This is a genomic window from Bradyrhizobium sp. WBOS08 (assembly GCF_024585125.1).
Taxonomy (GTDB): Bacteria; Pseudomonadota; Alphaproteobacteria; order Rhizobiales; family Xanthobacteraceae; genus Bradyrhizobium; species Bradyrhizobium japonicum_B.
Genome location: NZ_CP028988.1, coordinates 2,330,885 through 2,351,662, shown reverse-complemented (window position 1 = coordinate 2,351,662; position 20,778 = coordinate 2,330,885). Strand labels below are relative to the sequence as shown.

Below are 20,778 nucleotides of genomic sequence, written 5' to 3'. Positions count from 1 at the left end.
GTATCGCGAACGCCGAATCCGGCGTCCACCGGTTACACTACATCATGTGGGGTTAAGGGTTTCAATATGCCAGAGAGGCCCGACGCCCACCCGGCCCCCACGGTCTGACTCACTTCGTACCTTTCCAGCTCCCATCCGGGTTCCGCAGGCCCGTCGAGGACAGGTTCAGCTTCATTCCGGTCAGGAAGACCCAGGCCGGCGCCGGCTGATCAGCAAGCAGCGGGGCCTTCTTCTCGGGCAGGCGGTAGCGCGCCAACGCCCTGGCAGCAGGCGAGGCGAGGGCGCGAAAACTCTGCGGCGGGCGATCGACCACCGCGATCGGCACCTGGTCGGCGATGCGCCGCCAGTGCTGCCAACGATGGAATTGAGCGAGGTTGTCGGCGCCCATGATCCAGACAAAGCGCAGGCCCGAGAGGCGGCGGCGCAAGGTGTTGATCGTGTCAATAGTATAGCGGGTGCGAATGACGGATTCGAGACAGCTGACCTCGATCCTGGGATCGTCGGCGACGTCGCGCGCGGCCTGCATGCGCGCGCCGAGCTCATGCAGCGTGCCGTTCTCCTTCAGCGGATTGCCGGGGGTCACCAGCCACCAGACGCGATCGAGTTGCAATCGCTTCAGCGCGAACTGGCTGATGGCCCGATGCGCCTGATGCGGCGGATTGAACGAGCCGCCGAGCAGGCCGATGCGCATGCCCTCCGTATAGGGCGGGACCGCTTGCGCCAGGAAGCGCGGCAGGACGAAATTGCTGTTCAATGCCCGCGCCTCGCGACGTTTACGGCCGCGTCTGCCCGGTGCCGTGGACGCGATATTTGAAGCTCGTCAATTGCTCGGCGCCGACAGGGCCGCGGGCGTGGAAGCGCCCGGTGGCGATGCCGATCTCGGCACCGAAGCCGAACTCTCCGCCATCGGCGAACTGCGTCGAGGCGTTGTGCAGCACGATTGCGGAATCGACTTCGCTGAGGAATTTGTTCGCCGCAGCCTCGTCGGCACTCACGATCGCATCGGTGTGGTGCGAGCCGTGATTCTGGATGTGCGCGATCGCGCCGTCGACGCCGTCCACCACCTTCGCCGCGATGATCGCATCGAGATATTCGGTGTCCCAATCGTCATCGCTGGCGGGTTTGACGCGCGCGTCCGTTTTCTGCACCGCGTCGTCGCCCCGCACTTCGCAGCCCGCATCGAGCAGCATCTCGACCAGCGGCTTCAGATTTTTGCCGGCGGCCGCGCGGTCGACCAGCAGCGTCTCGGCCGCGCCGCAGACGCCGGTGCGGCGCATCTTGGCGTTGAGCACGATCGACTTCGCCATGGCGAGATCGGCGCTGGCATCGACATAGACGTGGTTGACGCCTTCGAGATGCGCGAAGACAGGCACGCGCGCTTCCTGCTCGACGCGGGCGACGAGGCTCTTGCCCCCGCGCGGCACGATCACGTCGATGGCGCCGTTCAATCCTGACAGCATCATGCCGACCGCGGCGCGGTCGCGCGTCGGCACCAGCGTGATCGCGGCTTCAGGCAGGCCGGCTTCGCGCAGGCCCTGCACCAGGCACTCGTGGATGGCGCGGCATGAGCGGAAACTGTCGGAGCCGCCGCGCAGGATCACGGCATTGCCGGATTTCAGGCACAGCACGCCGGCGTCCGCGGCGACGTTTGGCCGGCTCTCGAAGATCACGCCGACGACGCCGAGCGGCACGCGCACGCGCTCGATGGTCATGCCGTTCGGCCGCTGCCAGCTTTCGGTGACGGTGCCGATGGGATCGGCGATGCCGCGGACGATGGCGATGCCCTCGGCCATGCCCTCGATCCGCGCCTCGGTCAGCGTCAGGCGGTCGATGAAGGCGGAGGTGGCGCTGCCGGAGGCGCGGGCCTCGGCGACGTCCTCGGCATTGGCGGCGAGAATGGCGGCCGCATGGCTGCGGATCGCCCGCTCCATGGCCTCCAGCGCCCGGTTCTTCTGCTCCGGCGGCGCCAGCGCCAGCACCCGCGCGGCCGCGCGGGCACGGGTCCCGAGATCGGACATCAGCGTCTGGAGATCGGCATTGCCGTCGACGGCTTTGAGGGGGGCGGCCATTGGAGTTTCAACCTTCTGCTAAGGCGGTGTCCTAGCACGGAAATCCCGCTTCTGCGAAGGGCGGGCAGCGTATGGCTGGTCTCCCGACGTCATTCCGGGGCGGTGCGTGAGCACTGAGCCCGGAATCTTGAGATTCCCCGGTGCGCAATTGCGCACCTGAGGTCTGGTCCGTCGGACCCTACCGGAATGACGGCGCAAAGGGCGCTACCCGCCGACCACCAGATCGTCGCGGTGGATCATCTCGGCGCGGCCGCTGATGCCGAGGATGGCCATCACGTCCGGGGAGGAGCGGCCCCTGATCCGCTCGGCCTCGTCGGCGTCGTAGGCGATCAGGCCGCGGCCGATCTCGCTGCTGTCGGGGCCGCGCACGATCACGGCATCGCCGCGGGCGAACTGGCCCTCGACCTTGATCACGCCAGCCGGCAGCAGGCTGGCGCCGGCGCGCAGCGCCGTCACCGCGCCGGCATCGATCGTCAGCGTGCCCTTCGGCTCCAGCGTGCCCGCGATCCAGCGCTTGCGCGAGGTGATGGGGTTGGCGGGCGTCAGGAACCAGGTGCAGCGGCCGCCATCGGCGATCGCCCGCAGCGGATGCTCGATCTTGCCGGAGGCGATCAGCATATGCGTGCCGCCTGTCGTGGCGATCTTGGCCGCCTCGACCTTGGTGCGCATGCCGCCGCGCGACAGCTCGGATTCGGCGTCGCCGGCCACCGCCTCGATCTCCGAGGAGATGCTCTCGACCACCGGAATCAGTTTGGCGTTCGGGTTGTTCTTCGGCGGAGCGTCGTAGAGCCCGTCGATGTCGGACAGCAGCACGAGCAGGTCGGCGCTCGCCATGGTGGCGACGCGCGCGGCGAGGCGGTCGTTGTCGCCGTAGCGGATCTCGTTGGTCGCCACCGTGTCGTTCTCGTTGATCACGGGGATGGCGCGCCATTCCAGCAGCTTGCCGATGGTGGAGCGCGCGTTGAGATAGCGGCGGCGCTCCTCGGTGTCCTGCGGCGTCACCAGGATCTGGCCGGTGCCGATGCCGTGGGTCCCGAGCACCTCGGACCAGATCCGCGCCAGCGCGATCTGGCCGACTGCGGCCGCGGCCTGGCTCTCTTCCAGCTTCAGCGGGCCGCGCGGCAGCTTGAGGCGGCTACGGCCAAGCGCGATCGAGCCGGAGGAGACCACGAGGACGTCGCGCCCTTCCTCGTGCAGCTTGGCCATGTCGTCGGCAAGCGCGGCCAGCCAGGACGCCCGCACCTCGCCCTTGTCGGAATCGACCAGCAGCGCGGAGCCGACCTTGACGACGATACGGCGGAATTGACTGAGTTCGGGGCTGGCCATGTCTCTGCGTGCTGGCGCTGGATGGAATGACGGCGAAGCGGCAGGCGGCGCCGATGAGCCCTGCTTTTGCAGCAGGACGGTGACCGGCGCAAGGCAATCGGGATGGTAAACGGCGCATGTCGGCCCTGTGTCGCCGGTCCCGGCATGTGGCTCCCGCCGGCAGCCCGCCCGACTTCGCCGGCAAGCCTCAGTGCGGCCCCGAGCGCGAAGAGGTCTACATCTTCCCGCGCTGGGCGATGCCGTCCTTGATCGCGGCGAGCTCCGTCTCGTCCCAGATGCCGATCAAGACGCCGTTCTTCACCTGGAGCTGGTTGTCGGCATAGGCCGCGATCTTCTCGCGCGGGGTGGTGATGTGGCCGTTCGGATGCAGCGCCCAGTCGAACAGCTCGGCCTGGAGACGCGCGATGATGCCGGCGCAATCGGGGTCATCGCCGCGATCCAGATATTCTTCCGGATCGGTTTCGAGGTCGTACAGCATCGGGCGGAAGCCCGAGGCGTGGATGTATTTCCAGCGGCCGTCGTACACCATGAACAGTCGGCAGCGCTCGATCGGCTGGTTCAGCTTCAGCCGCACGTCCTGCATGGCATAGTCGTATTCGGAGAACGCCACCTTGCGCCAGTCCGGCGGGCTCTCGCCGCGCAACAGCGGCAGCAGCGAACGTCCTTCGAGGATATGGCCCGGCACCTTGCCGCCGAAATAATCGACGAAGGTGGGAGCGAGGTCGATGGCCTCGACCAGCGCGTCGCTGCGCGTGCCGCGCGTGGCGTCGGCCGCCTTCGAGGGATCGATGACGATGAGCGGGATCTTCGCCGACTGTTCGTGGAATAGATCCTTCTCGCCCATCCAGTGATCGCCGAGATAGTCGCCATGATCTGACGTGAACACGATCATGGTGGTGTCCAGCAGATCGCGCTCTTCCAGAAATTTCATCAGCACGCCCATCTGGTCGTCGATCTGCGTGATCAGGCCCATATAGGTCGGGATCACCTTCTCGCGGGCATCGTCGCGCGCCATGTTGCGGGAGTAGCGCATGTCCATATAGGCGCCGAACACCGGATGCGGATTTTGTCGCTCGCGCATCGAGCGGATCACCGGAATCATGTCGTCGGTGGAATACATGCTCGCATAGGGCTCTGGCGCGATATAGGGCCAGTGCGGCTTGATGTAGGACAGGTGCAGGCACCACGGCCGGCCGTCGGTCTCGGCCTCGCTGATGAAGTCCATCGCGCGGCGCGTCATGTAAGGCGTCTCGGAATGCTCCTCCGGCACGCGCGCGGCCTTGTCCGCATGCACCAGCAGCCAGCCGTTCTGCAAGCTGCCGTCGTCCGCCGCGCCGGAATTGGCCCAGTGCTCCCAGGGATTGGTCGCTTCGAAACCCTGCTGGCGCAGATAGTCATCGTACTTCGGCCGCGGACGTCCGGTCGGATGCAGGCCGTCGTCACGTTCATACGGCTCGAACCCGCATTCGGCGACATGCACGCCGATGATCGATTCCGGCGGGATGCCGAGCGCCTTCATGCCTTCGATATCAGGGGCCATGTGGGTCTTGCCGACCAGCACGTTGCGCACGCCGATCTTCCTGAGGTGATCGCCGAGCGTGGGCTCACCGACGCGCAGCGGCCAGCCGTTCCAGTGCGAGCCGTGCGAGCGCATGTAGCGGCCGGTGTAGAACGACATCCGCGACGGCCCGCAGATCGGCGATTGCACATAGGCCTTGCTGAACAGCACGCCGCGCCTGGCCATGGCGTCGATATTGGGCGTCTTCAGCGTGGGATGGCCGGTGCAGCCGAGATAATCATAGCGAAGCTGGTCGCACATGATCCAGAGAACGTTCTTCGCGCGCGCCATGCGTCATCCCTGCATTTTCTTGATTGTGTGATGCTGCGATATCGGAAGCGCGAAGACAAGCTAGTGCCCAGTTGATTGAGTCACAACCACCGACCCTCATCCTGAGGAGCCCGCCTAAAGCGGGCGTCTCGAAGGATGGCCGCGCGCGAGAACCGGGCCTTCATGGTTCGAGACGCGCGTTCCGCGCTCCTCACCATGAGGTTCTCCAAGCGTGAACAATCACGCCGACCACGGCTCCGCCTCGGCCGCGCTCTTCGCCTTGGCCGACACCGGGGCTTCGCCGATCACCTCGGCCAGCGCACGCAAGGCTTCCTTCACGCCCTGGCCGGTTACGCCGGACAGCAACAGCGGGGTCTTCTTGGCGGCGCGCTTCAGCCGCTCCTTCTGCTTCTTCAATTCGTCCGGCTCGACCGCGTCGATCTTGTTCAGCGCGACGATCTCGATCTTGTCGGTGAGCTGGCCGCCATAGGCGTCGAGCTCCTTGCGCACCGTCTTGTAGGCCTTGCCGGCATGCTCGCAGGTGGCGTCGACCAGGTGCAGCAGCACGCGGCAGCGCTCCACATGGCCGAGGAAGCGGTCGCCGAGACCCGCGCCCTCATGCGCGCCCTCGATCAGGCCGGGAATGTCGGCCAGCACGAACTCGCGGCCGTCGGCGTTCACGACGCCGAGCTGCGGATGCAGCGTGGTGAAGGGATAATCGGCGATCTTCGGCTTTGCCGCGCTGACCTTGGACAGGAAGGTCGACTTGCCGGCATTGGGCAGGCCGACGAGGCCGGCGTCCGCAATCAGCTTCAGACGCAGCCAGATCCAGCGCTCTTCCCCGGGCTGGCCGGGATTGGCGTTGCGCGGCGCGCGGTTGGTCGACGACTTGAAATGCGCGTTGCCGAAGCCGCCATTGCCGCCCTCGGCCAGCACGAACTTCTCGCCGACCTCAGTGAAGTCGTGGATCAGCGTCTCGCGGTCCTCGTCGAAGATCTGGGTGCCGACAGGCACCTTCAGCACGATGTTCTTGCCGTTGGCGCCGTGGCGGTCCGAGCCCGAGCCGTTCTCGCCCTTCTGGGCCTTGAAGTGCTGCTGGTAGCGGTAGTCGATCAGCGTGTTGAGGCCGTCGGCGACCTCGATGATGACGTTGCCGCCGCGGCCGCCATTGCCGCCGGAGGGGCCGCCGAACTCGATGAACTTCTCGCGGCGGAACGCCACGCAGCCGTTCCCGCCGTCGCCGGAGCGGATATAGACCTTTGCTTCGTCAAGGAATTTCATCGGCCATAGGTAGGCCAGCAGGTCTCCCGCGGCAACCCGGATAGACCCGCAAATCGCCCGAATTTCCGCGAACTTGGGGCGTGCTTAACCAGCCGGCCGCTTCCGGATCAGGAATTTCTGCATCCCCTCCAGCACCAGCTCCTTGCGCTGGTTGAACACGGTGCTGCGCAGCGTCACCGCGCCGGTCGTGCGGCCCGGCGAGAGCTCGGTGACCTCGAGCGCCGGATAGATCGTGTCGTCCGCGAACACCGGCTTGAGAAACCGGCTCGACTGCTCGAGGAAGCCGACCAGGGAGTCCTCGACCATGAACGGAAACAGGCCGGCGCCGGGGGCGGTGTGGATCAGGGTCTGGAAGCCGTGGGCGAGCAGATGCGGCATGCCGCGGCTGCGGCAATATTCCACGTCGTAATGCACGGGATGGGTGTCGCCGCTCGCGGTCTGGAATGCCGCGAAGATCGCCGGCGTCTGGGTGCGGCCCGGCAGCACGAAGCGCTCGCCGACGACGAAATCCTCAAACCAGCGTTGCGTGGGGATCATGCGATGCTGGGTGGGATCGAAATCGGTCATGGCTTAGCTCTCTTCTTGGCTCTCTCGGTCGCTGGGGCGTTTATCGCTACCGCGATGCGATGAGTGCGACAATCCGTTCAATTCGGCGGATGCGGGCTTGTCCGGCGCGGCCACGTCATTAAAACGACCGCAGGCGACTCTAATCGTCGGATTTCCGCGCTCTCTCCGCTCGTCATTGCGAGCGAAGCGAAGCAATCCAGTCTGTCTCTGCGGAAGCAGACTGGATTGCTTCGTCGCAAGAGCTCCTCGCAATGACGGCTCCTACCCACGACAGCAATGCCCCTCTTCAAGAACCTCTCCGCCTATGATGACCGCTCCGCGCGGCTGGCCGGCATCGGGCTCATGCTGCTGTCGATCTTCATGTTCTCGTTCGGCGATGCCATGGGCAAGTTCCTGGTCGGGACCTATTCGGTGGGGCAGCTGCTGTTCCTGCGCGCCTGCGCGGCACTGCTGTTGCTGTCGCCGCTGATCTGGACCCAGCGTCACCAGTTTCTGCATCTGGAACGGCCGGGCTTGCAGTTCATTCGCGTCGTGCTCTCGACGCTGGAGGTCGCCGCCTTTTTTCTTGCGACCGTCTACCTGCCGCTTGCCGACGTCATCACCTATTATCTCGCCGGCCCGATCTTCGTCACCGCGATGTCGGCGATCTTCCTGGGGGAGAAGGTCGGCTGGCGGCGCTGGACCGCGATCCTGATCGGCTTCTGCGGTGTGCTGATCGCGCTGCGGCCCTCGGCCCAGACCGTCAGCCTGCCGGCGCTGATCGCGCTCGGCGGCAGCCTGTCCTTCGCAACCCTGATGCTGATCACGCGCAGCCTGCGCAAGACGCCCGACATCGTGATGGCGTCCACGCAATTCGTCGGCACGTTCTCGCTGGGCGCGGTGCTGTCGGCCTTCAACTGGGTGCCGCCGACCCCTGGTAGCCTCGTCATCTTCGCGGCCGCCGGGCTGGTTTCGGTCACCGCGCTGTTCTGCGTCAACCGCTCGCTCAAGCTGGCGCCGGCCAGCGTCGTGGTGCCGTACCAATATTCGATGATCGTCTGGGCCGTGATCTTCGGCTTCGTCGTGTTCGGCGACGTGCCGTCGGTCGCAACCCTCGTCGGCGCCGCGATCATCATCGGCGCCGGGTTCTATATTTACTTGCGCGAGCGGGATCTGGGGCGTCCGAGTGAGGAAGTGAATCCGCCAGCGTAGCCACACTCACAACGTCATCCCGGGGCGCGCAAAGCGCGAGCCCGGGATCCATACCCACAGGACGTCGTGTTGCGAAAACTCGGAGTGGGCGCTTTGCCTCACACTCCGCTCCGGGATTATGGATCCCGGGCTCGCGGCTTTGCCGCGCCCCGGGATGACAGTCGTGAATGACGCTGCAGCGCGCCTACCTCATCCGCCGCGCGCTGCTCCAGCTCTTCAGCGAGGCCCACACGCCGCGCGACAGGCGGAAGCAATCGACCGGCGTCGAGGAGCCCAGCGCCAGGAATCGATGCAGCTGGACGCCGCTCCATTGGAAGCCGCACTTCTCCAGCACCTTGCGCGAGGCCGGGTTGGTGACGCGCGCACCCGCATAGAGATGCTCGTCCTCGAACTCCTCGAAGAAGAAATCGATCGCGCCGCGCGCCGCCTCGGTGGCAAAGCCGCGGCCCCAATGCTCGACGCCGAGCCAATAGCCGAGCTCGGCATTCCCAGGCGTGGAGCAGTCGATGCCGACCATGCCGACCGGGCCGTTATCGTGCTCGATCAGGAACACGGTTTCGCTGCCGAGCGCGGCGGTGGCGCGGATGAACTCGACGGCGTCGTCCTGCGAATAGGGGTGCGGCAGGCGGCGGGTGTTTTCCGCGACGCGGCGGTCGTTGGCGAGCCGGGCGATGGTCCTGACGTCGGCCAGCGTCGGCCGCCGCAAAGTCAGCCGTTCGGTGGCGACGACGCTGGGTCTCGCCTCGGCCAAGGTCACGCTCGAGAAATCCTGCAACATGTCCGGCTCCGCTAGAAGTCACTAAGTCAAAGTGAGCAAGTCAAAAGAAAAGGGGAGGCCGGTTTCCCGCCTCCCCTGGAGCCTTCGATCGCTATGATCTGGACTCCGCCGGTTCAGTCGGGACCGGCGGACTCCATTTGATCCACCGTCTATTCAGCAGCCTCTGCGATCGGGAGTACCGATACGAAGGTGCGGCCGTTGGCTTTGGCCTGGAACGCAACACGACCCTCGATCTTGGCGAACAGCGTATGGTCCGTGCCCATGCCGACATTAAGGCCGGGGTGCCAGGTGGTGCCGCGCTGACGCGCAATGATGTTGCCGGGAGTGACGAGCTCCCCGCCGAACGCCTTGATACCGAGGCGCTTGCCCTTGGAATCGCGTCCGTTACGCGATGAACCGCCTGCTTTTTTGTGAGCCATGGCTCGTCTCCGAAATCCTGCGTATTTCTAGGTCAATTCCTTGACGGAATCATTTCAAAATTTCTCACGCCTCAATTCGTGAATGGGCGTGATCGATCTCGCGTTACTCGGCGGCTTCCGCTGCCGGCTCCTTCGCCACCCTCTCCCGCTTCGGACGCGGGCCCTTGGTGGGCTTGGCGCCGTCGGTCAGGATTTCGCTGACGCGCAGAACCGTGATCTCGTCGCGATAGCCGCGCTTGCGGCGCGAATTCTTGCGGCGGCGCTTCTTGAACGCGATGACCTTGGGGCCGCGCTTGTGGTCGAGCACCTCGACCGCAACGGACGCGCCTGCGACCGTGGGAATGCCCAGCACCGGCGTGTCGCCGCCGACCACCAGAACTTCATTCAACTGCACGATCGAGCCGACTTCGCCTTCGATCTTGCCTACTTCGAGAACATCATCCGGCACGACGCGGTATTGCTTGCCGCCGGTTTTGATGACTGCGAACATCGTTCTTTCTCCGTGTTCAATCCCGGCCTCGTGACGGATTGTCCGGGCCGGCTTTTTGTCAGTCGCTACGGGTTTATCTGCGTTTTGTGCGGGTGGGGCTTATCCCCTTGAAAACCCACGCAAAAACAAGCGGCGCGAGAAACGCCCCGCGCCGGCTGTGGGACTTATAGCCGCCATCGGCCGCAAGTCAAGGAAAACCGCGGAAAAAGGCCCGGATTTGAAGGATTTGGCCGTGCTGCCGGCTTTCATGCGAAATTCGGCGAGCGTTGCAACAAACCGGTTCCCGCGCCGTTGTCCCGGCCGGAACAGGTAAGCGGGCAAGGGCTCTTCAATGGCAACGGACGAACTGGTCAAGACGACGACGGGCATCGCCCATCACGGCGCCGAGCGGCTGCCGTCGGTGGACATCGACAGCTTCAACATCGAGATCAAGGACGAGGACGGCTTCCTCGGCGACCGCGCCAGCAAAGGCGCGTTCCGCGACATCCTCGAGGGCTGGCGCAAGCCGCTGCGCAAGACCGGCGAGGACCCGTTCGGCAAGGTGCCGACGGAGGAGATCAACAAGAAGACGCTGGATGCCATCATGATCGGCGACGACGCCGAGGCCGCGGCCGTGGTGCACAGCGCGATCGAGGATTTCGCCCAGGAGCTCGCTTATGTCACGCGCCGCTTCCTCAAGACCAAGGCCTGGGCCAAGACCGAGCGCATCATCGTCGGCGGCGGTTTCCGCGATTCCCGGCTCGGCGAGCTCGCGATCGCGCGCGCCGAAATCATCCTCAAATCCGAGGACTTCAAGATCGACATGATGCCGATCCGCCATCACCCCGATGAAGCCGGCCTGATCGGCGCGCTGCATCTGGCGCCGTCCTGGATCTTCGAGGCCCATGACAGCATCATTGCCGTCGATATCGGCGGCACCAACATCCGCTGCGGCCTGGTGGAAACCGGCTGGAAAAAAGCCAAGGACCTGTCGAAAGCCAAGGTGGTGCATTCCGAGCTGTGGCGCCACGCCGACGACGAACCGACGCGCGAAGGCGCGGTGAAGCGGCTCACCAAGATGCTGAAAGGGCTGATCACGGAGGCCGATAAGGAAGGCTACAAGCTCGCCCCCTTCATCGGCATCGCCTGCCCCGGCGTGATCAACGCCGACGGCTCGATCGAGAAGGGCGCGCAGAATCTTCCCGGCAATTGGGAGAGCAGCAAGTTCAACCTGCCGGCGAGCCTGCTGGAGGGCATTCCGCAGATCGGCGAGCACGACACGGCGATCCTGATGCACAATGACGGCGTGGTGCAGGGCCTCTCCGAGGTGCCGTTCATGCAGGACGTCGAGCGCTGGGGCGTGCTCACCATCGGCACCGGCCTCGGCAATGCCCGCTTCACCAACCGCCGCAAGGACAATGGCAAGGACCGGGATTCCACGGACAACGGCAAGAAGAAGGGTAAAGACAGCAAGAAGAACGACGACGAGTAACCTTGAGCGGTTAGGTTAAGGACCGGATTGCGTTGCGCACCTGCCGCCGCACGCTAGGGTCGAATCGTCGCCTCGCCTGGCCGGCGAAGCCGCCCTTCACGGCCAGAGTTTCAATGAGCGGCACCGGGACCGCCAGTGTTTACCGCGTCTGGCGGTCCCACCCCGTTTTTCCGACCAGATCCATGATTCGGCACCATTGCGCGGCCCGGCCGGCGCGCCGGCTGAGAAGCGGCCCATTTTCCTCAAAGTGCCGCCCAAATCCGCAATTGGCCTCGACGCCACCGCAACATCCCAGGACGGAGCTGGAAAACCGGTCTGATTTTCGTCTCCCGCGCCTTGTCTGGCCGGCCATCCTCGCCTATTAACGCCCCCAACCACAGGGGCCCAGCCTCTATATGGCGCCTTCAGGAGAGGTGGCAGAGTGGTTGAATGCACCGCACTCGAAATGCGGCATAGGTGCAAGCCTATCGGGGGTTCGAATCCCTCCCTCTCCGCCAGCTCTGAAATCCCATCCGGCACCTTCTACTCGTAGCCCGCGATGCTCGACGGAAGACGGGCTCACCCCGATCGTTCCGCCAGCACCGCTCGCGCCGTCGCCACGAACGCCTGCGCCGCCGGTGACAGCGTTCGGCCCTGCCGCTGCAGCACGGACACCGGTCGCGTGATGGCCGGGCGCACCAGCGGCTTGGCGATCAGGTTCGGAAACTGGTCGGCCGGCAGCATCGTCGCGGGCAGGATGGCGAAGCCCAGGCCCTGGGCCGTCATGGCGAGCGCGGTGTTGATCAGCGTCACCTCATAGGTCGGTGACAGACGCTTGCCCTGCGCGCCCAGCGCCTGATCGATCTGCATCCGGATCCGTGTCTCGCGCCGCATCGCGATCGTGGGCAGCTGCGCCAGCTCGTCCCATGTGAGGGAACGCCGCGCGGCGAACTCGGGGGTGCGGCGGCCGATCGCGCTCAAGCGTCCGCGCGCCAGCGTCTCGATCGTCATCTCCGCGAACTCGCCTTCCACGCTGCCGATCGCGAATTCCGCGTCGGTTGCGATCAGGCGCGGCACGAGATCGTCGGCTGCGACATCGCGCATGTCGATCTCGATGTCGGGATGGCTCGCGCGGAATCTCGCGAGAACCAAGGGCAGCAGCGCCGATGCGGCGCCGGCTGATGCGACGAACGCGACGCGGCCGGCGCGCGCTTGCGCGAGGTCGTGCATGCGCCGCGACAGGCCCAGCGCATCGCTCAGCATCCGTTCGGCGGCGTGAAACGCCTCATGGGCGGCCAGCGTCGGTTGCACCGACCGCGTGGAGCGGTCGAACAGCCTGACGCCGAGCTGGCCCTCGAGCTGCTGGATCAACAGGCTCGCCGCCGATTGCGTGATCCCGAGCTCGCGCGCCGCCCGCGTGATGCTGCGGGTGCGGTACACGCCGGCGAAGGTCCGCAGCTGCCGCAAGGTGACATTCATAGGCAAAACTCATGAGTTGATGAGTTCTTTCTGTCTTATCTCATAAACGACCCTGCAATAAAGTGCATGTTGCGCGGACGAGGAATCCGCAGCTGCCCAGGGGGATGAAACGAGCATGAGGACACAGGTGCTGGTCGTGGGCGCCGGGCCCGTGGGTTTGACCGCGGCCATGGACCTGGCTTCGCGCGGGATCGACGTCGTGATCGCCGAGATCCGCCATGCCGGCGATCCGCCCAGCGTCAAATGCAACCACGTCTCGGCGCGCTCGATGGAGATCTTCCGAAGGCTGGGCGTCGCCGCCAAGCTGCGCGAGGCGGGACTTCCGGCGGACTTTCCCAACGATTGCTCCTATCGGACCACGGCGACCGGCATCGAGCTCTGCCGCATCGATATTCCCTCGCGCGCGCGTCGCTACAGCGCAACCGGCGGTCCCGATACCTGGTGGCCGACGCCCGAGCCGCCGCACCGGATCAACCAGGTCTATCTCGAGCCGATCCTGTTCGATCATGCCGCCGCGCAGCCGCGCATCACCATGCTCGCGCGCACGGAAGTCGTGTCGATCGAGCAGCATGACGATCATGTGGTCGTGCTGGCACGCGACCTCGACAGCGGAAGCCTGCTGCGCATCGACGCCGGCTTCGTGATCGGGTGCGATGGCAGCCGCTCGCTGGTTCGCAAATCGATTGGCGCCAGCCTGTCCGGCACGCCCGTGATCCAGCGCGTGCAATCGACCTTCATCGAGGCGCCGCAGCTCAAGGAGCTGATGGGCGCGCACAAGCCGGCCTGGATGGTGCTGTCGCTCAACCCGCGGCGCTCCGGCACCACCGTTGCCATCGACGGTCGCGACCGCTGGCTGATCCACAATCACCTCAAGCCCGATGAGCCCGAATTCGACTCGGTCGATCGCGACTGGTCGATCCGCGCCATCCTCGGCGTCGACGAGCGCTTTGAATATCGTGTGCTCAGCAAGGAGGATTGGGTCGGGCGGCGCCTCGTGGCCGATCGCTTCCGCGATCGCAGGGTCTTCATCTGCGGCGACGCCGCGCATCTGTGGATGCCCTATGCGGGCTACGGCATGAATGCGGGCATCGCCGACGCCGTCGATCTCTGCTGGCAATTGGCGGCGCATCTCAACGGCTGGGCGCCGGCGTCGATCCTCGACGCCTATGAAGCGGAGCGCCAGCCCATCACCGAGCAGGTCTCGCGCTTTGCGATGGACCACGCCATGAAGATGATGGCGCAGCGCGGCGGAGTCTCGGCGGAGATCGAGGACGACACGCCGCGCGGCCAGGCGGCGCGCGCCGCGCTGGCGAAGGCGGCCTACGATCTCAACGTGCAGCAATATTGCTGCGCAGGATTGAATTTCGGCTACTATTACGATGCCTCGCCGATCATCGCCTATGACGGCGAGACGCCTCCGGCCTACACGATGGGCAGCTTCACGCCCTCCACCGTGCCGGGCGCCCGCGCGCCGCATCTGTTCCTGCGCGACGGACGTTCGCTCTACGACGCCTTCGGGGTCGGCTACACCTTGCTGCGGCTCGATCCAGCGATCGACGTGGCGGCGCTGAGATCCGCGGCGGAGACGCGTGGCATGCCGCTGGCCTTGGTCGACATCGCGCCGGATGAGGCAGACGGGGTCTATGCCGAAAAGCTGGTGCTGGTGCGTCCCGACCAGCACATCGCCTGGCGTGGGCAGGCTGCGCCCGAAGATGCGCCGGGCTTGCTGGCGCGGCTCACCGGCGCGGCGGCGTAAAGACGATCAAGCTGCCGGCCTGACGACGACGCCAGGCGGCCCACACAAAACGCATCGAGGAGGAGAACGTGTTTCGCATCGCAAGGCGCCGCATTCTGGCCGTGCTGACGGCCGCGACTTTCGTCGGGCTGCCGCTGGAGGCCGTGAAGGCAGCCTATCCGGAGCAATTGATCAAGATCATCGTGACCTTTCCGCCCGGCGGCAGCGCCGACACCGTCATCCGCGCGCTCGAGCCCTTGGTCATTGCCGAGCTGAAACAGGGCCTGGTGATCGAGAACCGCGCCGGAGCAGGGGGCAACATCGGCATGGCCGCGGTCGCGCAGGCGAAGCCGGACGGCTACACGCTCGGCGTGGCGCCGGCGGGTGCGCTGACGGTCAACCCGTATCTCAACGCGTCGATGCCGTTCGCGCTGAAAGATCTCGCGCCCATCACCCTGCTCGCGGAAATCCCCTTCGTGCTCGTCTCCGCCGCCGACATTCCCGCGCACAACATGGCCGAAACGGTCGCGCTGGCCAAGGCGAGGCCAGGCGCGCTGTCGATTGGACATGGCGGCAACTCGACCGCGATGCATTTGACAGCCGCGCTGTTCACGCACAAGACCGGGATCGCGATGGAGCTGGTCCCTTATCGCGGCACCGCACCGGCGACGGTCGACGTGCTCGCGGGCCATATTCCGTTCGCGGTGCTCGATATCCCGGCATCGCGGCAATTGATCCTGGAGCGCAAGCTCAACGCGATCGGCGTTTCCTCGGCGCGCCGCCTGGCGTCCTTGCCCGATGTGCCGACCCTCGCGGAGAGCGGCATTGCAGGCTTCGAATCCGTTGGTTGGTTCGGGCTCGTTGCTCCCGCAGGCACGCCCGCCGATATCATCAGCAGGCTGAACGAGGCCTTCACGAAAGCGCTGAAGGACCCGTCGGTGGTCGAGAAAATCAGGACGCTCGGCGCAGAGCCTGCGCCGATGTCGCCCGAACAGTTCGCCCGCTTCATTCAGGACGAAAGCGCGAAATGGGGCAAGCTGATCCGCGAGGCCGGCATCAAGGCGAACTAAAGCATGATCCGGAAAAGTGCGCAGCGGTTTTCCGACAAGATCATGCTCGAACAACAAGCTAAAGCGCGATGGCGATCTATCCTCATCGCATCGCGCTTTGGTTGGCATGCGACCGCAGCCTCGTGAGGTGGCGCTGCCCGGCAACCCGGAACGCGTGCCCCCCGGCCGCTGTTGGCCTGGTGGAGCCAATGTCCGGTCGCTGTCGCGGGACCGCTGAGTCTCGCGGAGAGCGGCGTTGCGGGTCTTGAATCCATCGCATGGCTCAAGCCCGTGGCTCCTGTGTAACCCATTGATCCAACGCACCTCGTCTACTGTGCATGGGGTTGTTTTCGCGTTTATTGTTGGCCGGGGCATAAGACCTCTGGCACGGCGGCACCCGCTTGAACCCAATCCCGGCCCGCTCCGACCCAGCAATGCCCCGCCCTCCGGCGGGACCGAGGTAACCACACCCGATGTTCGACAAGACTTACCGCGACCGCCTCGAAGCCGATCTGGCGCGATGGGAGGCCGAGGGCGTGATTGCGCCGGCGGCGGCCGCGTCCATCCGCAATGCGCTGCCCCCGTTGCCCGCGGGCATCAACATCGCCGTGGTCGTCGGCATCGTCGGCGGGCTGCTGATCTCGGCCGCGTTCCTCGCCTTCGTCGCCGCGCACTGGACCGAGATCGCGCGGCTGGCGCGGTTCGCGATCCTGCTCGCCGGCATGGCCGTAACCGGTGCCCTCGGCGCCTGGTTCGCTGGGCGGGGCCGCGACGTTCTTGCCGATCTCTGCGCCAGCATGGGCGCGATCATCTTCGGCGCGGGCATCGCGCTGGTCGGCCAGATGTATCATCTCGGCGAGGATTTTGCCGGCGGCATGCTGCTGTGGTCGATCGGCGCGTTCGCCGCCGCGCTGTTGACCGGCTCGCGCGGAGCGCTCGCGGTCGGCCTCGTCGCCGCCAGCATCTGGACCTGCATGCGGATCCACGATTCGCCGGACGCCCTGCATCTTCCCTTCGTGGCGGTCTGGCTGATCGCAGCAGGCCTTGCCTTGGCGTGGAATTCCCGCGTCGCGGCCCATCTCGTCGCGCTCGCGGTGCTGCCGTGGTGGATCGCGACCTCGCTGCGCTTCGAGCTCGACGGCGCCCAGCCGGCCTTCGTGCTCGCCAACGGCGCGGCCCTGATGTTCGGCGCCGGGCTTGCGATCGCCGCGATGCCATCGCCGCAGGCGGCGCGGCTCGGGCGCGTGCTGTCGATCCACGGTGCGTTCGCGCTGGCCGCTGCGGCCTTCCTGGAGGTGACGACGGTCGACGACATCATTCACTTGCGGACGGCGCGCGCAGCCTCGGCCCAGCCGCTGTGGGCGATCCTGTGCGGCGCGGCGGGGGTGATCCTCGCCCTCGTCTCCGCCACGCTCACCAGGCGCAGAGGTGAGATCCTTGCCGCCGGCGCCATCGGGCTCGTGCTGCTGGCCGCGCCGTTCTGGCCGGTGGCCCCGGCCGGCGAGCCCTGGCTGGCTTATGCCGCGCTGCTTTGCGCCATGCTGTGCCTCGTCGTCTCCGGCATGCTCGATGAGGTCCGTCCCCGCTTCGTCGCCGGCTGGCTCGGCATCGCCGGCGTGATCGCCGGCATCACCTGGGCGGTGAAGGGCTCGCTGCTCGCCCGCTCGGCGTTCCTTGCGGCGGCCGGTGTCGTCGCCGTTGCCTTTGCCACGGCGCTCAACCGCGCGCTGCCGAGGAGTGCACGATGAGCCGGCTGGTCACGTCCTTGTCTACGCTCTGGCAGCGTATCCCGAAAGCCGTGCTGTTCGGCGTCGCCGTCCTGGTGCAATGCCTGCTGCTGATGCTGATGGTCGTCGACCGCGTGCAGATCCTGCGCGAAGGGGTCGAGGTGACCTTGCAGACGCAGCCGGTCGATCCGCGCGATCTCCTGCGCGGCGACTATGTCGTGCTCCGCTACGAGATCTCGCAGGTGCCGGCGGGCGCGCTCGCCGGTAAGGTCGCGGATGCGCGCCACCCCGACGTCTTCGTCAAGCTCGCGCCCAACGCCAGCGGCGTCTATCAAGCCGTCTCGGTGCATGCCGAGCCCGTCCCGGTCACCGCGCCCGAAGTGCTGATCCGCGGCCGCGTCGGAAATTATGGCGGCTCCTGCGGCGACGACCGGCGAAGATTCTGCGACAAGCTGCCGATCAAATACGGCCTCGAAAGCTATTTCGTGCCGCAAGGCGAGGGCGGCAAGCTCGAGCAGGCCCGCAACCAGCAGAAGCTGCGGATCGTCGCCGCCGTGCTGCCCTCGGGCCGCGCCGCGATCAAGCGGCTGCTGCTGGATGGTGAGCCGGTGTATGAGGAGCCGCTGTATTAGGGGGGAATGGCGCCAGGATAATCGAATGCCGAGGCGCTCGCTTGACTCTTCTTGCGTAACACATTGATCTTACAGCGCTACTTTAAGATCGTTAGGGTTGTTTTCGCACCCTTGTTGTTTCATGGCAGGACGCGAGGCGTTCAACCGCCATGCGGGCATTCGGCAACTAATCCTTTAGCCGCATCAATGCTCGGGCCGCGGCGTTGCACTGGATGCGAGCCGCAGTCCCGGTTACAATCGACAATATGTAAAACAGGTTCGTGCACGCATTGCTTGGAATGCCGGACGTGGGGGATCTGCCAGGGGGATGGATAAACGGGGGCTAAGCGAGCGCGACATTTGCACCAAGTTCATCACCCCGGCCCTGCGCGAGGCCGGCTGGGATGAGATGCTGCAAATCCGCGAGGAGGTCAGCTTCACTAAGGGCCGGATTATCGTGCGCGGCAAACTAGTCACGCGCGGCCGAGCCAAGCGTGCAGACTATATCCTCTATTTCAAACCTAATATCCCGATCGCCCTTATCGAGGCCAAAGACAACAATCACAGCGTCGGCCACGGTATCCAGCAAGGTCTCGATTACGCGGCGACTCTGGATATCCCGTTCGTGTTTTCCTCGAACGGCGATGGCTTCGTCTTCCACGATCGGACCGGCCAGAGCACCCCGGTCGAGGTTGATCTTGGCCTCGATGCTTTCCCATCGCCGGCCGATTTGTGGGCGCGTTACCGCGCCTGGAAGGGCCTTGATGCAGAAGCCGAACAAATCGTGCTTCAGGACTATTTCGACGACGGCAGCGGCAAGTCGCCACGCTATTATCAGGTGAACGCAGTCAACGCTGCGATCGAGGCAATCGCCAAGGGCCGCGACCGTGTGCTGCTGGTCATGGCAACCGGCACCGGGAAGACGTACACCGCGTTTCAGATTATCTGGCGGCTGTGGAAGGCCGGGCGCAAGAAGCGCATTCTGTTCCTTGCGGATCGCAATGTGCTGATCGACCAGACGATGGTGAATGACTTTCGGCCATTTGGCCCTGCAATGGCGAAGCTTTCGACCAACGCCAAGACGATCGAGAGGCAGGACGGCACGAAAGAAGACCTGCCGCTTGCACTCGACAAGAAGCGGCGCATTGACACTGCCTTCGAGATTTATCTCGGGCTCTATCAGGCAATCACCGGCCCGGAAGAGCGTCAGAAACTCTATCGCGAATTCTCGCCCGGCTTCTTCGACCTGATCGTGATTGACGAGTGTCACCGCGGCAGCGCGGCCGAAGATTCGGCCTGGCGCGAAATTCTCGACCATTTCACGGGTGCAACGCAGATCGGTCTTACCGCAACGCCCAAGGAAACGGCCTACGTTTCGAATACAAATTACTTTGGCCCGCCGGTCTTCACTTACTCGCTGAAGCAAGGGATCAGCGATGGCTTTCTTGCCCCCTACAAGGTCGTCAAGGTCCACATCGATCGCGATGTGGAGGGCTACCGCCCCGAGTTGGGACAGCTCGACCGCGAGGGCAACGAAGTCGAGGACCGCATCTACAATGCCAAGGATTTCGACCGAAATATCGTGCTCGATGATCGCACTCTGCTGACGGCACGAAAGGTAACAGAATTTCTAAAGGAAAGCGGCGACCGCTTTCAGAAAACGATCGTCTTCTGCGTCGATGAGGAGCATGCGGCCCGGATGCGTCAGGCGCTCGTCAACGAGAACGCTGATCTCGTTGCCGAAAATCAGCGGTACGTCATGCGGATCACCGGAAGCGACAAGGAAGGTCAGGATCAGCTCGGCAATTTCATCGATCCGGAATCGAAATATCCCGTCTTGGTCACAACCTCGCGCCTTCTCTCGACCGGCGTCGATGCGCAGACTTGCCGGTTGATCGTGCTCGACCGTGCGGTTGGCTCAATGACTGAGTTTAAGCAGATTGTCGGTCGCGGCACCCGCGTCCACGAAGATACCAAGAAGTTCTATTTCACACTGATCGATTTTCGCGGCGCGACCGATCACTTTGCCGATCCGGACTTCGATGGCGAGCCGGTGCAGATCTATGAGCCTGGCGAGGGTGACCCAATCGCGCCGCCTGACGACGGCCCCGCCGACCTCGGCGAGAATGATCAATCGCCCTACGGCATGGATGGCGACGAAGAGACCATCATCGACCAGCCAGTGTTACCAACCCCGCCCGGCGATCGTGCGCGGAAGATCTTTGTTGATGGCGTGGGCGCTCGCATCATAGCTGAGCGCGTCGAATATCTCGACGAGAGCGGTAAGCTTGTCACCGAATCCTTGCGTGATTTCACCAAGGCGGCTCTGAAGAAACGCTATGCAAGCCTCGATGATTTCCTCAAGCGCTGGAAAACGGCCGAACGCAAGCAAGCGATCGTCGAAGAACTCGAAGCTGAAGGTTTGGTGCTCGACATCGTTGCCGAGGAACTCGGCAAGAATCTTGATCCCTTCGATCTGATCTGCCACATCGCGTTCGACAGGAAGCCGCTGACGCGCCGAGAACGAGCCGACAACGTGAAGAAGCGCGACGTCTTCAGCAAATACGGCGCGCAGGCTCGGGCGGTTCTCGATGCACTTTTGACGAAATACGCCGATGAGGGCGTTCTCAACCTTGACGACGCCAATATCCTGCGTATTCCACCGCTCAGCACGCTCGGCACCCCGTTCGAGCTGATCAAGGCATTCGGCGATCGTCGCGGGTTCGAGCGCGCCGTGCACGAGCTGCAATCCTCTCTCTATCTGGAAGTCGTCTGATC

At 64.9% G+C, this 20,778-nt stretch carries 17 protein-coding genes and 1 tRNA gene; 8 read left to right on the top strand and 10 right to left on the bottom strand.

Annotated elements, in window-relative coordinates:
- Positions 1 to 109: 109 nt before the first annotated feature.
- The 6 genes from DCM80_RS11270 to DCM80_RS11245 form a co-directional block, all read right to left on the bottom strand.
- Positions 110 to 754 carry a nicotinate-nucleotide adenylyltransferase gene (locus DCM80_RS11270; protein ID WP_257197021.1) on the bottom strand — a complete coding sequence of 215 codons (645 nt, stop codon included), beginning with the start codon at positions 752 to 754 and terminating at the stop codon, positions 110 to 112.
- A 19-nt stretch (positions 755 to 773) separates the two neighbouring features.
- Entirely contained in the window at positions 774 to 2,069 is a 1,296-nt protein-coding gene (locus DCM80_RS11265; RefSeq protein ID WP_257197020.1) for a glutamate-5-semialdehyde dehydrogenase, read from the bottom strand.
- A 204-nt stretch (positions 2,070 to 2,273) separates the two neighbouring features.
- A complete protein-coding gene (gene proB / locus DCM80_RS11260) occupies positions 2,274 to 3,395 on the bottom strand; it encodes a glutamate 5-kinase (RefSeq protein WP_257197018.1) in 1,122 nt (373 codons plus the stop codon).
- 214 nt (positions 3,396 to 3,609) lie between these two features.
- On the bottom strand, positions 3,610 to 5,244 hold the full coding sequence (locus DCM80_RS11255; RefSeq protein WP_257197017.1) for an alkaline phosphatase family protein: 1,635 nt from the start codon (positions 5,242 to 5,244) through the stop codon (positions 3,610 to 3,612).
- Positions 5,245 to 5,463: 219 nt separating this feature from the next.
- Entirely contained in the window at positions 5,464 to 6,504 is a 1,041-nt protein-coding gene (gene obgE / locus DCM80_RS11250) for a GTPase ObgE (protein ID WP_257197016.1), read from the bottom strand.
- Positions 6,505 to 6,588: 84 nt separating this feature from the next.
- On the bottom strand, positions 6,589 to 7,071 hold the full coding sequence (locus DCM80_RS11245; protein WP_257197015.1) for a MaoC family dehydratase: 483 nt from the start codon (positions 7,069 to 7,071) through the stop codon (positions 6,589 to 6,591).
- Between the two features lie 276 nt (positions 7,072 to 7,347).
- Between DCM80_RS11245 and DCM80_RS11240 the strand changes: the two genes are divergently transcribed.
- The gene (locus DCM80_RS11240; protein ID WP_257178851.1) at positions 7,348 to 8,262 is read left to right on the top strand and encodes a DMT family transporter; all 915 of its coding nucleotides are present in this window, start codon (positions 7,348 to 7,350) and stop codon (positions 8,260 to 8,262) included.
- A 184-nt stretch (positions 8,263 to 8,446) separates the two neighbouring features.
- Here DCM80_RS11240 and DCM80_RS11235 read toward each other — a convergent pair whose 3' ends face one another.
- From DCM80_RS11235 to rplU, 3 genes are all read right to left on the bottom strand, one after another.
- Positions 8,447 to 9,040, bottom strand: a complete 594-nt coding sequence (locus DCM80_RS11235; protein WP_257197014.1) for a GNAT family N-acetyltransferase — start codon at positions 9,038 to 9,040, stop codon at positions 8,447 to 8,449.
- 149 nt (positions 9,041 to 9,189) lie between these two features.
- Positions 9,190 to 9,459 (bottom strand): 50S ribosomal protein L27, encoded by a 270-nt coding sequence (gene rpmA / locus DCM80_RS11230; RefSeq protein WP_028133240.1) that lies wholly within the window; start codon positions 9,457 to 9,459, stop codon positions 9,190 to 9,192.
- A 103-nt stretch (positions 9,460 to 9,562) separates the two neighbouring features.
- Positions 9,563 to 9,949 carry a 50S ribosomal protein L21 gene (gene rplU, locus DCM80_RS11225; RefSeq protein ID WP_257197013.1) on the bottom strand — a complete coding sequence of 129 codons (387 nt, stop codon included), beginning with the start codon at positions 9,947 to 9,949 and terminating at the stop codon, positions 9,563 to 9,565.
- 331 nt (positions 9,950 to 10,280) lie between these two features.
- On the opposite strand from rplU, the gene DCM80_RS11220 reads away from it, so the two are divergent.
- Together DCM80_RS11220 and DCM80_RS11215 are read left to right on the top strand one after the other, a co-directional pair.
- Entirely contained in the window at positions 10,281 to 11,420 is a 1,140-nt protein-coding gene (locus DCM80_RS11220) for an ROK family protein (protein ID WP_257197012.1), read from the top strand.
- A 407-nt stretch (positions 11,421 to 11,827) separates the two neighbouring features.
- Positions 11,828 to 11,917 (top strand) — tRNA-Ser (locus DCM80_RS11215).
- A 61-nt stretch (positions 11,918 to 11,978) separates the two neighbouring features.
- Here DCM80_RS11215 and DCM80_RS11210 read toward each other — a convergent pair.
- Positions 11,979 to 12,878 (bottom strand): LysR family transcriptional regulator, encoded by a 900-nt coding sequence (locus DCM80_RS11210; protein ID WP_257197011.1) that lies wholly within the window; start codon positions 12,876 to 12,878, stop codon positions 11,979 to 11,981.
- Between the two features lie 115 nt (positions 12,879 to 12,993).
- Between DCM80_RS11210 and DCM80_RS11205 the strand changes: the two genes are divergently transcribed.
- The 5 genes from DCM80_RS11205 to hsdR all read left to right on the top strand — a co-directional run bounded on the left by DCM80_RS11205 (position 12,994) and on the right by hsdR (position 20,776).
- The gene (locus tag DCM80_RS11205; RefSeq protein ID WP_257197010.1) at positions 12,994 to 14,634 is read left to right on the top strand and encodes an FAD-dependent oxidoreductase; all 1,641 of its coding nucleotides are present in this window, start codon (positions 12,994 to 12,996) and stop codon (positions 14,632 to 14,634) included.
- 68 nt (positions 14,635 to 14,702) lie between these two features.
- Positions 14,703 to 15,683, top strand: coding sequence for a tripartite tricarboxylate transporter substrate binding protein (locus DCM80_RS11200; RefSeq protein WP_257197009.1), 981 nt, complete (start codon positions 14,703 to 14,705; stop codon positions 15,681 to 15,683).
- A 452-nt stretch (positions 15,684 to 16,135) separates the two neighbouring features.
- Entirely contained in the window at positions 16,136 to 17,410 is a 1,275-nt protein-coding gene (locus DCM80_RS11195; RefSeq protein ID WP_257197008.1) for a DUF2157 domain-containing protein, read from the top strand.
- The gene (locus tag DCM80_RS11190) at positions 17,407 to 18,021 is read left to right on the top strand and encodes a GDYXXLXY domain-containing protein (RefSeq protein WP_257197006.1); all 615 of its coding nucleotides are present in this window, start codon (positions 17,407 to 17,409) and stop codon (positions 18,019 to 18,021) included. The genes DCM80_RS11195 and DCM80_RS11190 overlap by 4 nt, the downstream gene beginning before the upstream one ends.
- Positions 18,022 to 18,328: 307 nt before the next feature.
- Entirely contained in the window at positions 18,329 to 20,776 is a 2,448-nt protein-coding gene (hsdR, locus tag DCM80_RS11185) for an EcoAI/FtnUII family type I restriction enzme subunit R (protein WP_257197005.1), read from the top strand.
- The last annotated feature ends 2 nt before the right edge of the window (positions 20,777 to 20,778 follow it).

Excerpts from the sequence above, each read along its gene's own strand:
- rpmA (WP_028133240.1), bottom strand. The coding sequence starts at position 9,459 with ATGGCTCACAAAAAAGCAGGCGGTTCATCGCGTAACGGACGCGATTCC.
- hsdR (WP_257197005.1), top strand. The coding sequence starts at position 18,329 with ATGGATAAACGGGGGCTAAGCGAGCGCGACATTTGCACCAAGTTCATC.
- DCM80_RS11195 (WP_257197008.1), top strand. The coding sequence starts at position 16,136 with ATGTTCGACAAGACTTACCGCGACCGCCTCGAAGCCGATCTGGCGCGA.
- DCM80_RS11235 (WP_257197014.1), bottom strand. The coding sequence starts at position 9,040 with ATGTTGCAGGATTTCTCGAGCGTGACCTTGGCCGAGGCGAGACCCAGC.
- DCM80_RS11190 (WP_257197006.1), top strand. The coding sequence starts at position 17,407 with ATGAGCCGGCTGGTCACGTCCTTGTCTACGCTCTGGCAGCGTATCCCG.
- DCM80_RS11210 (WP_257197011.1), bottom strand. The coding sequence starts at position 12,878 with ATGAATGTCACCTTGCGGCAGCTGCGGACCTTCGCCGGCGTGTACCGC.
- DCM80_RS11240 (WP_257178851.1), top strand. The coding sequence starts at position 7,348 with ATGCCCCTCTTCAAGAACCTCTCCGCCTATGATGACCGCTCCGCGCGG.
- DCM80_RS11245 (WP_257197015.1), bottom strand. The coding sequence starts at position 7,071 with ATGACCGATTTCGATCCCACCCAGCATCGCATGATCCCCACGCAACGC.
- DCM80_RS11205 (WP_257197010.1), top strand. The coding sequence starts at position 12,994 with ATGAGGACACAGGTGCTGGTCGTGGGCGCCGGGCCCGTGGGTTTGACC.
- obgE (WP_257197016.1), bottom strand. The coding sequence starts at position 6,504 with ATGAAATTCCTTGACGAAGCAAAGGTCTATATCCGCTCCGGCGACGGC.
- proB (WP_257197018.1), bottom strand. The coding sequence starts at position 3,395 with ATGGCCAGCCCCGAACTCAGTCAATTCCGCCGTATCGTCGTCAAGGTC.
- DCM80_RS11265 (WP_257197020.1), bottom strand. The coding sequence starts at position 2,069 with ATGGCCGCCCCCCTCAAAGCCGTCGACGGCAATGCCGATCTCCAGACG.
- rplU (WP_257197013.1), bottom strand. The coding sequence starts at position 9,949 with ATGTTCGCAGTCATCAAAACCGGCGGCAAGCAATACCGCGTCGTGCCG.
- DCM80_RS11255 (WP_257197017.1), bottom strand. The coding sequence starts at position 5,244 with ATGGCGCGCGCGAAGAACGTTCTCTGGATCATGTGCGACCAGCTTCGC.
- DCM80_RS11220 (WP_257197012.1), top strand. The coding sequence starts at position 10,281 with ATGGCAACGGACGAACTGGTCAAGACGACGACGGGCATCGCCCATCAC.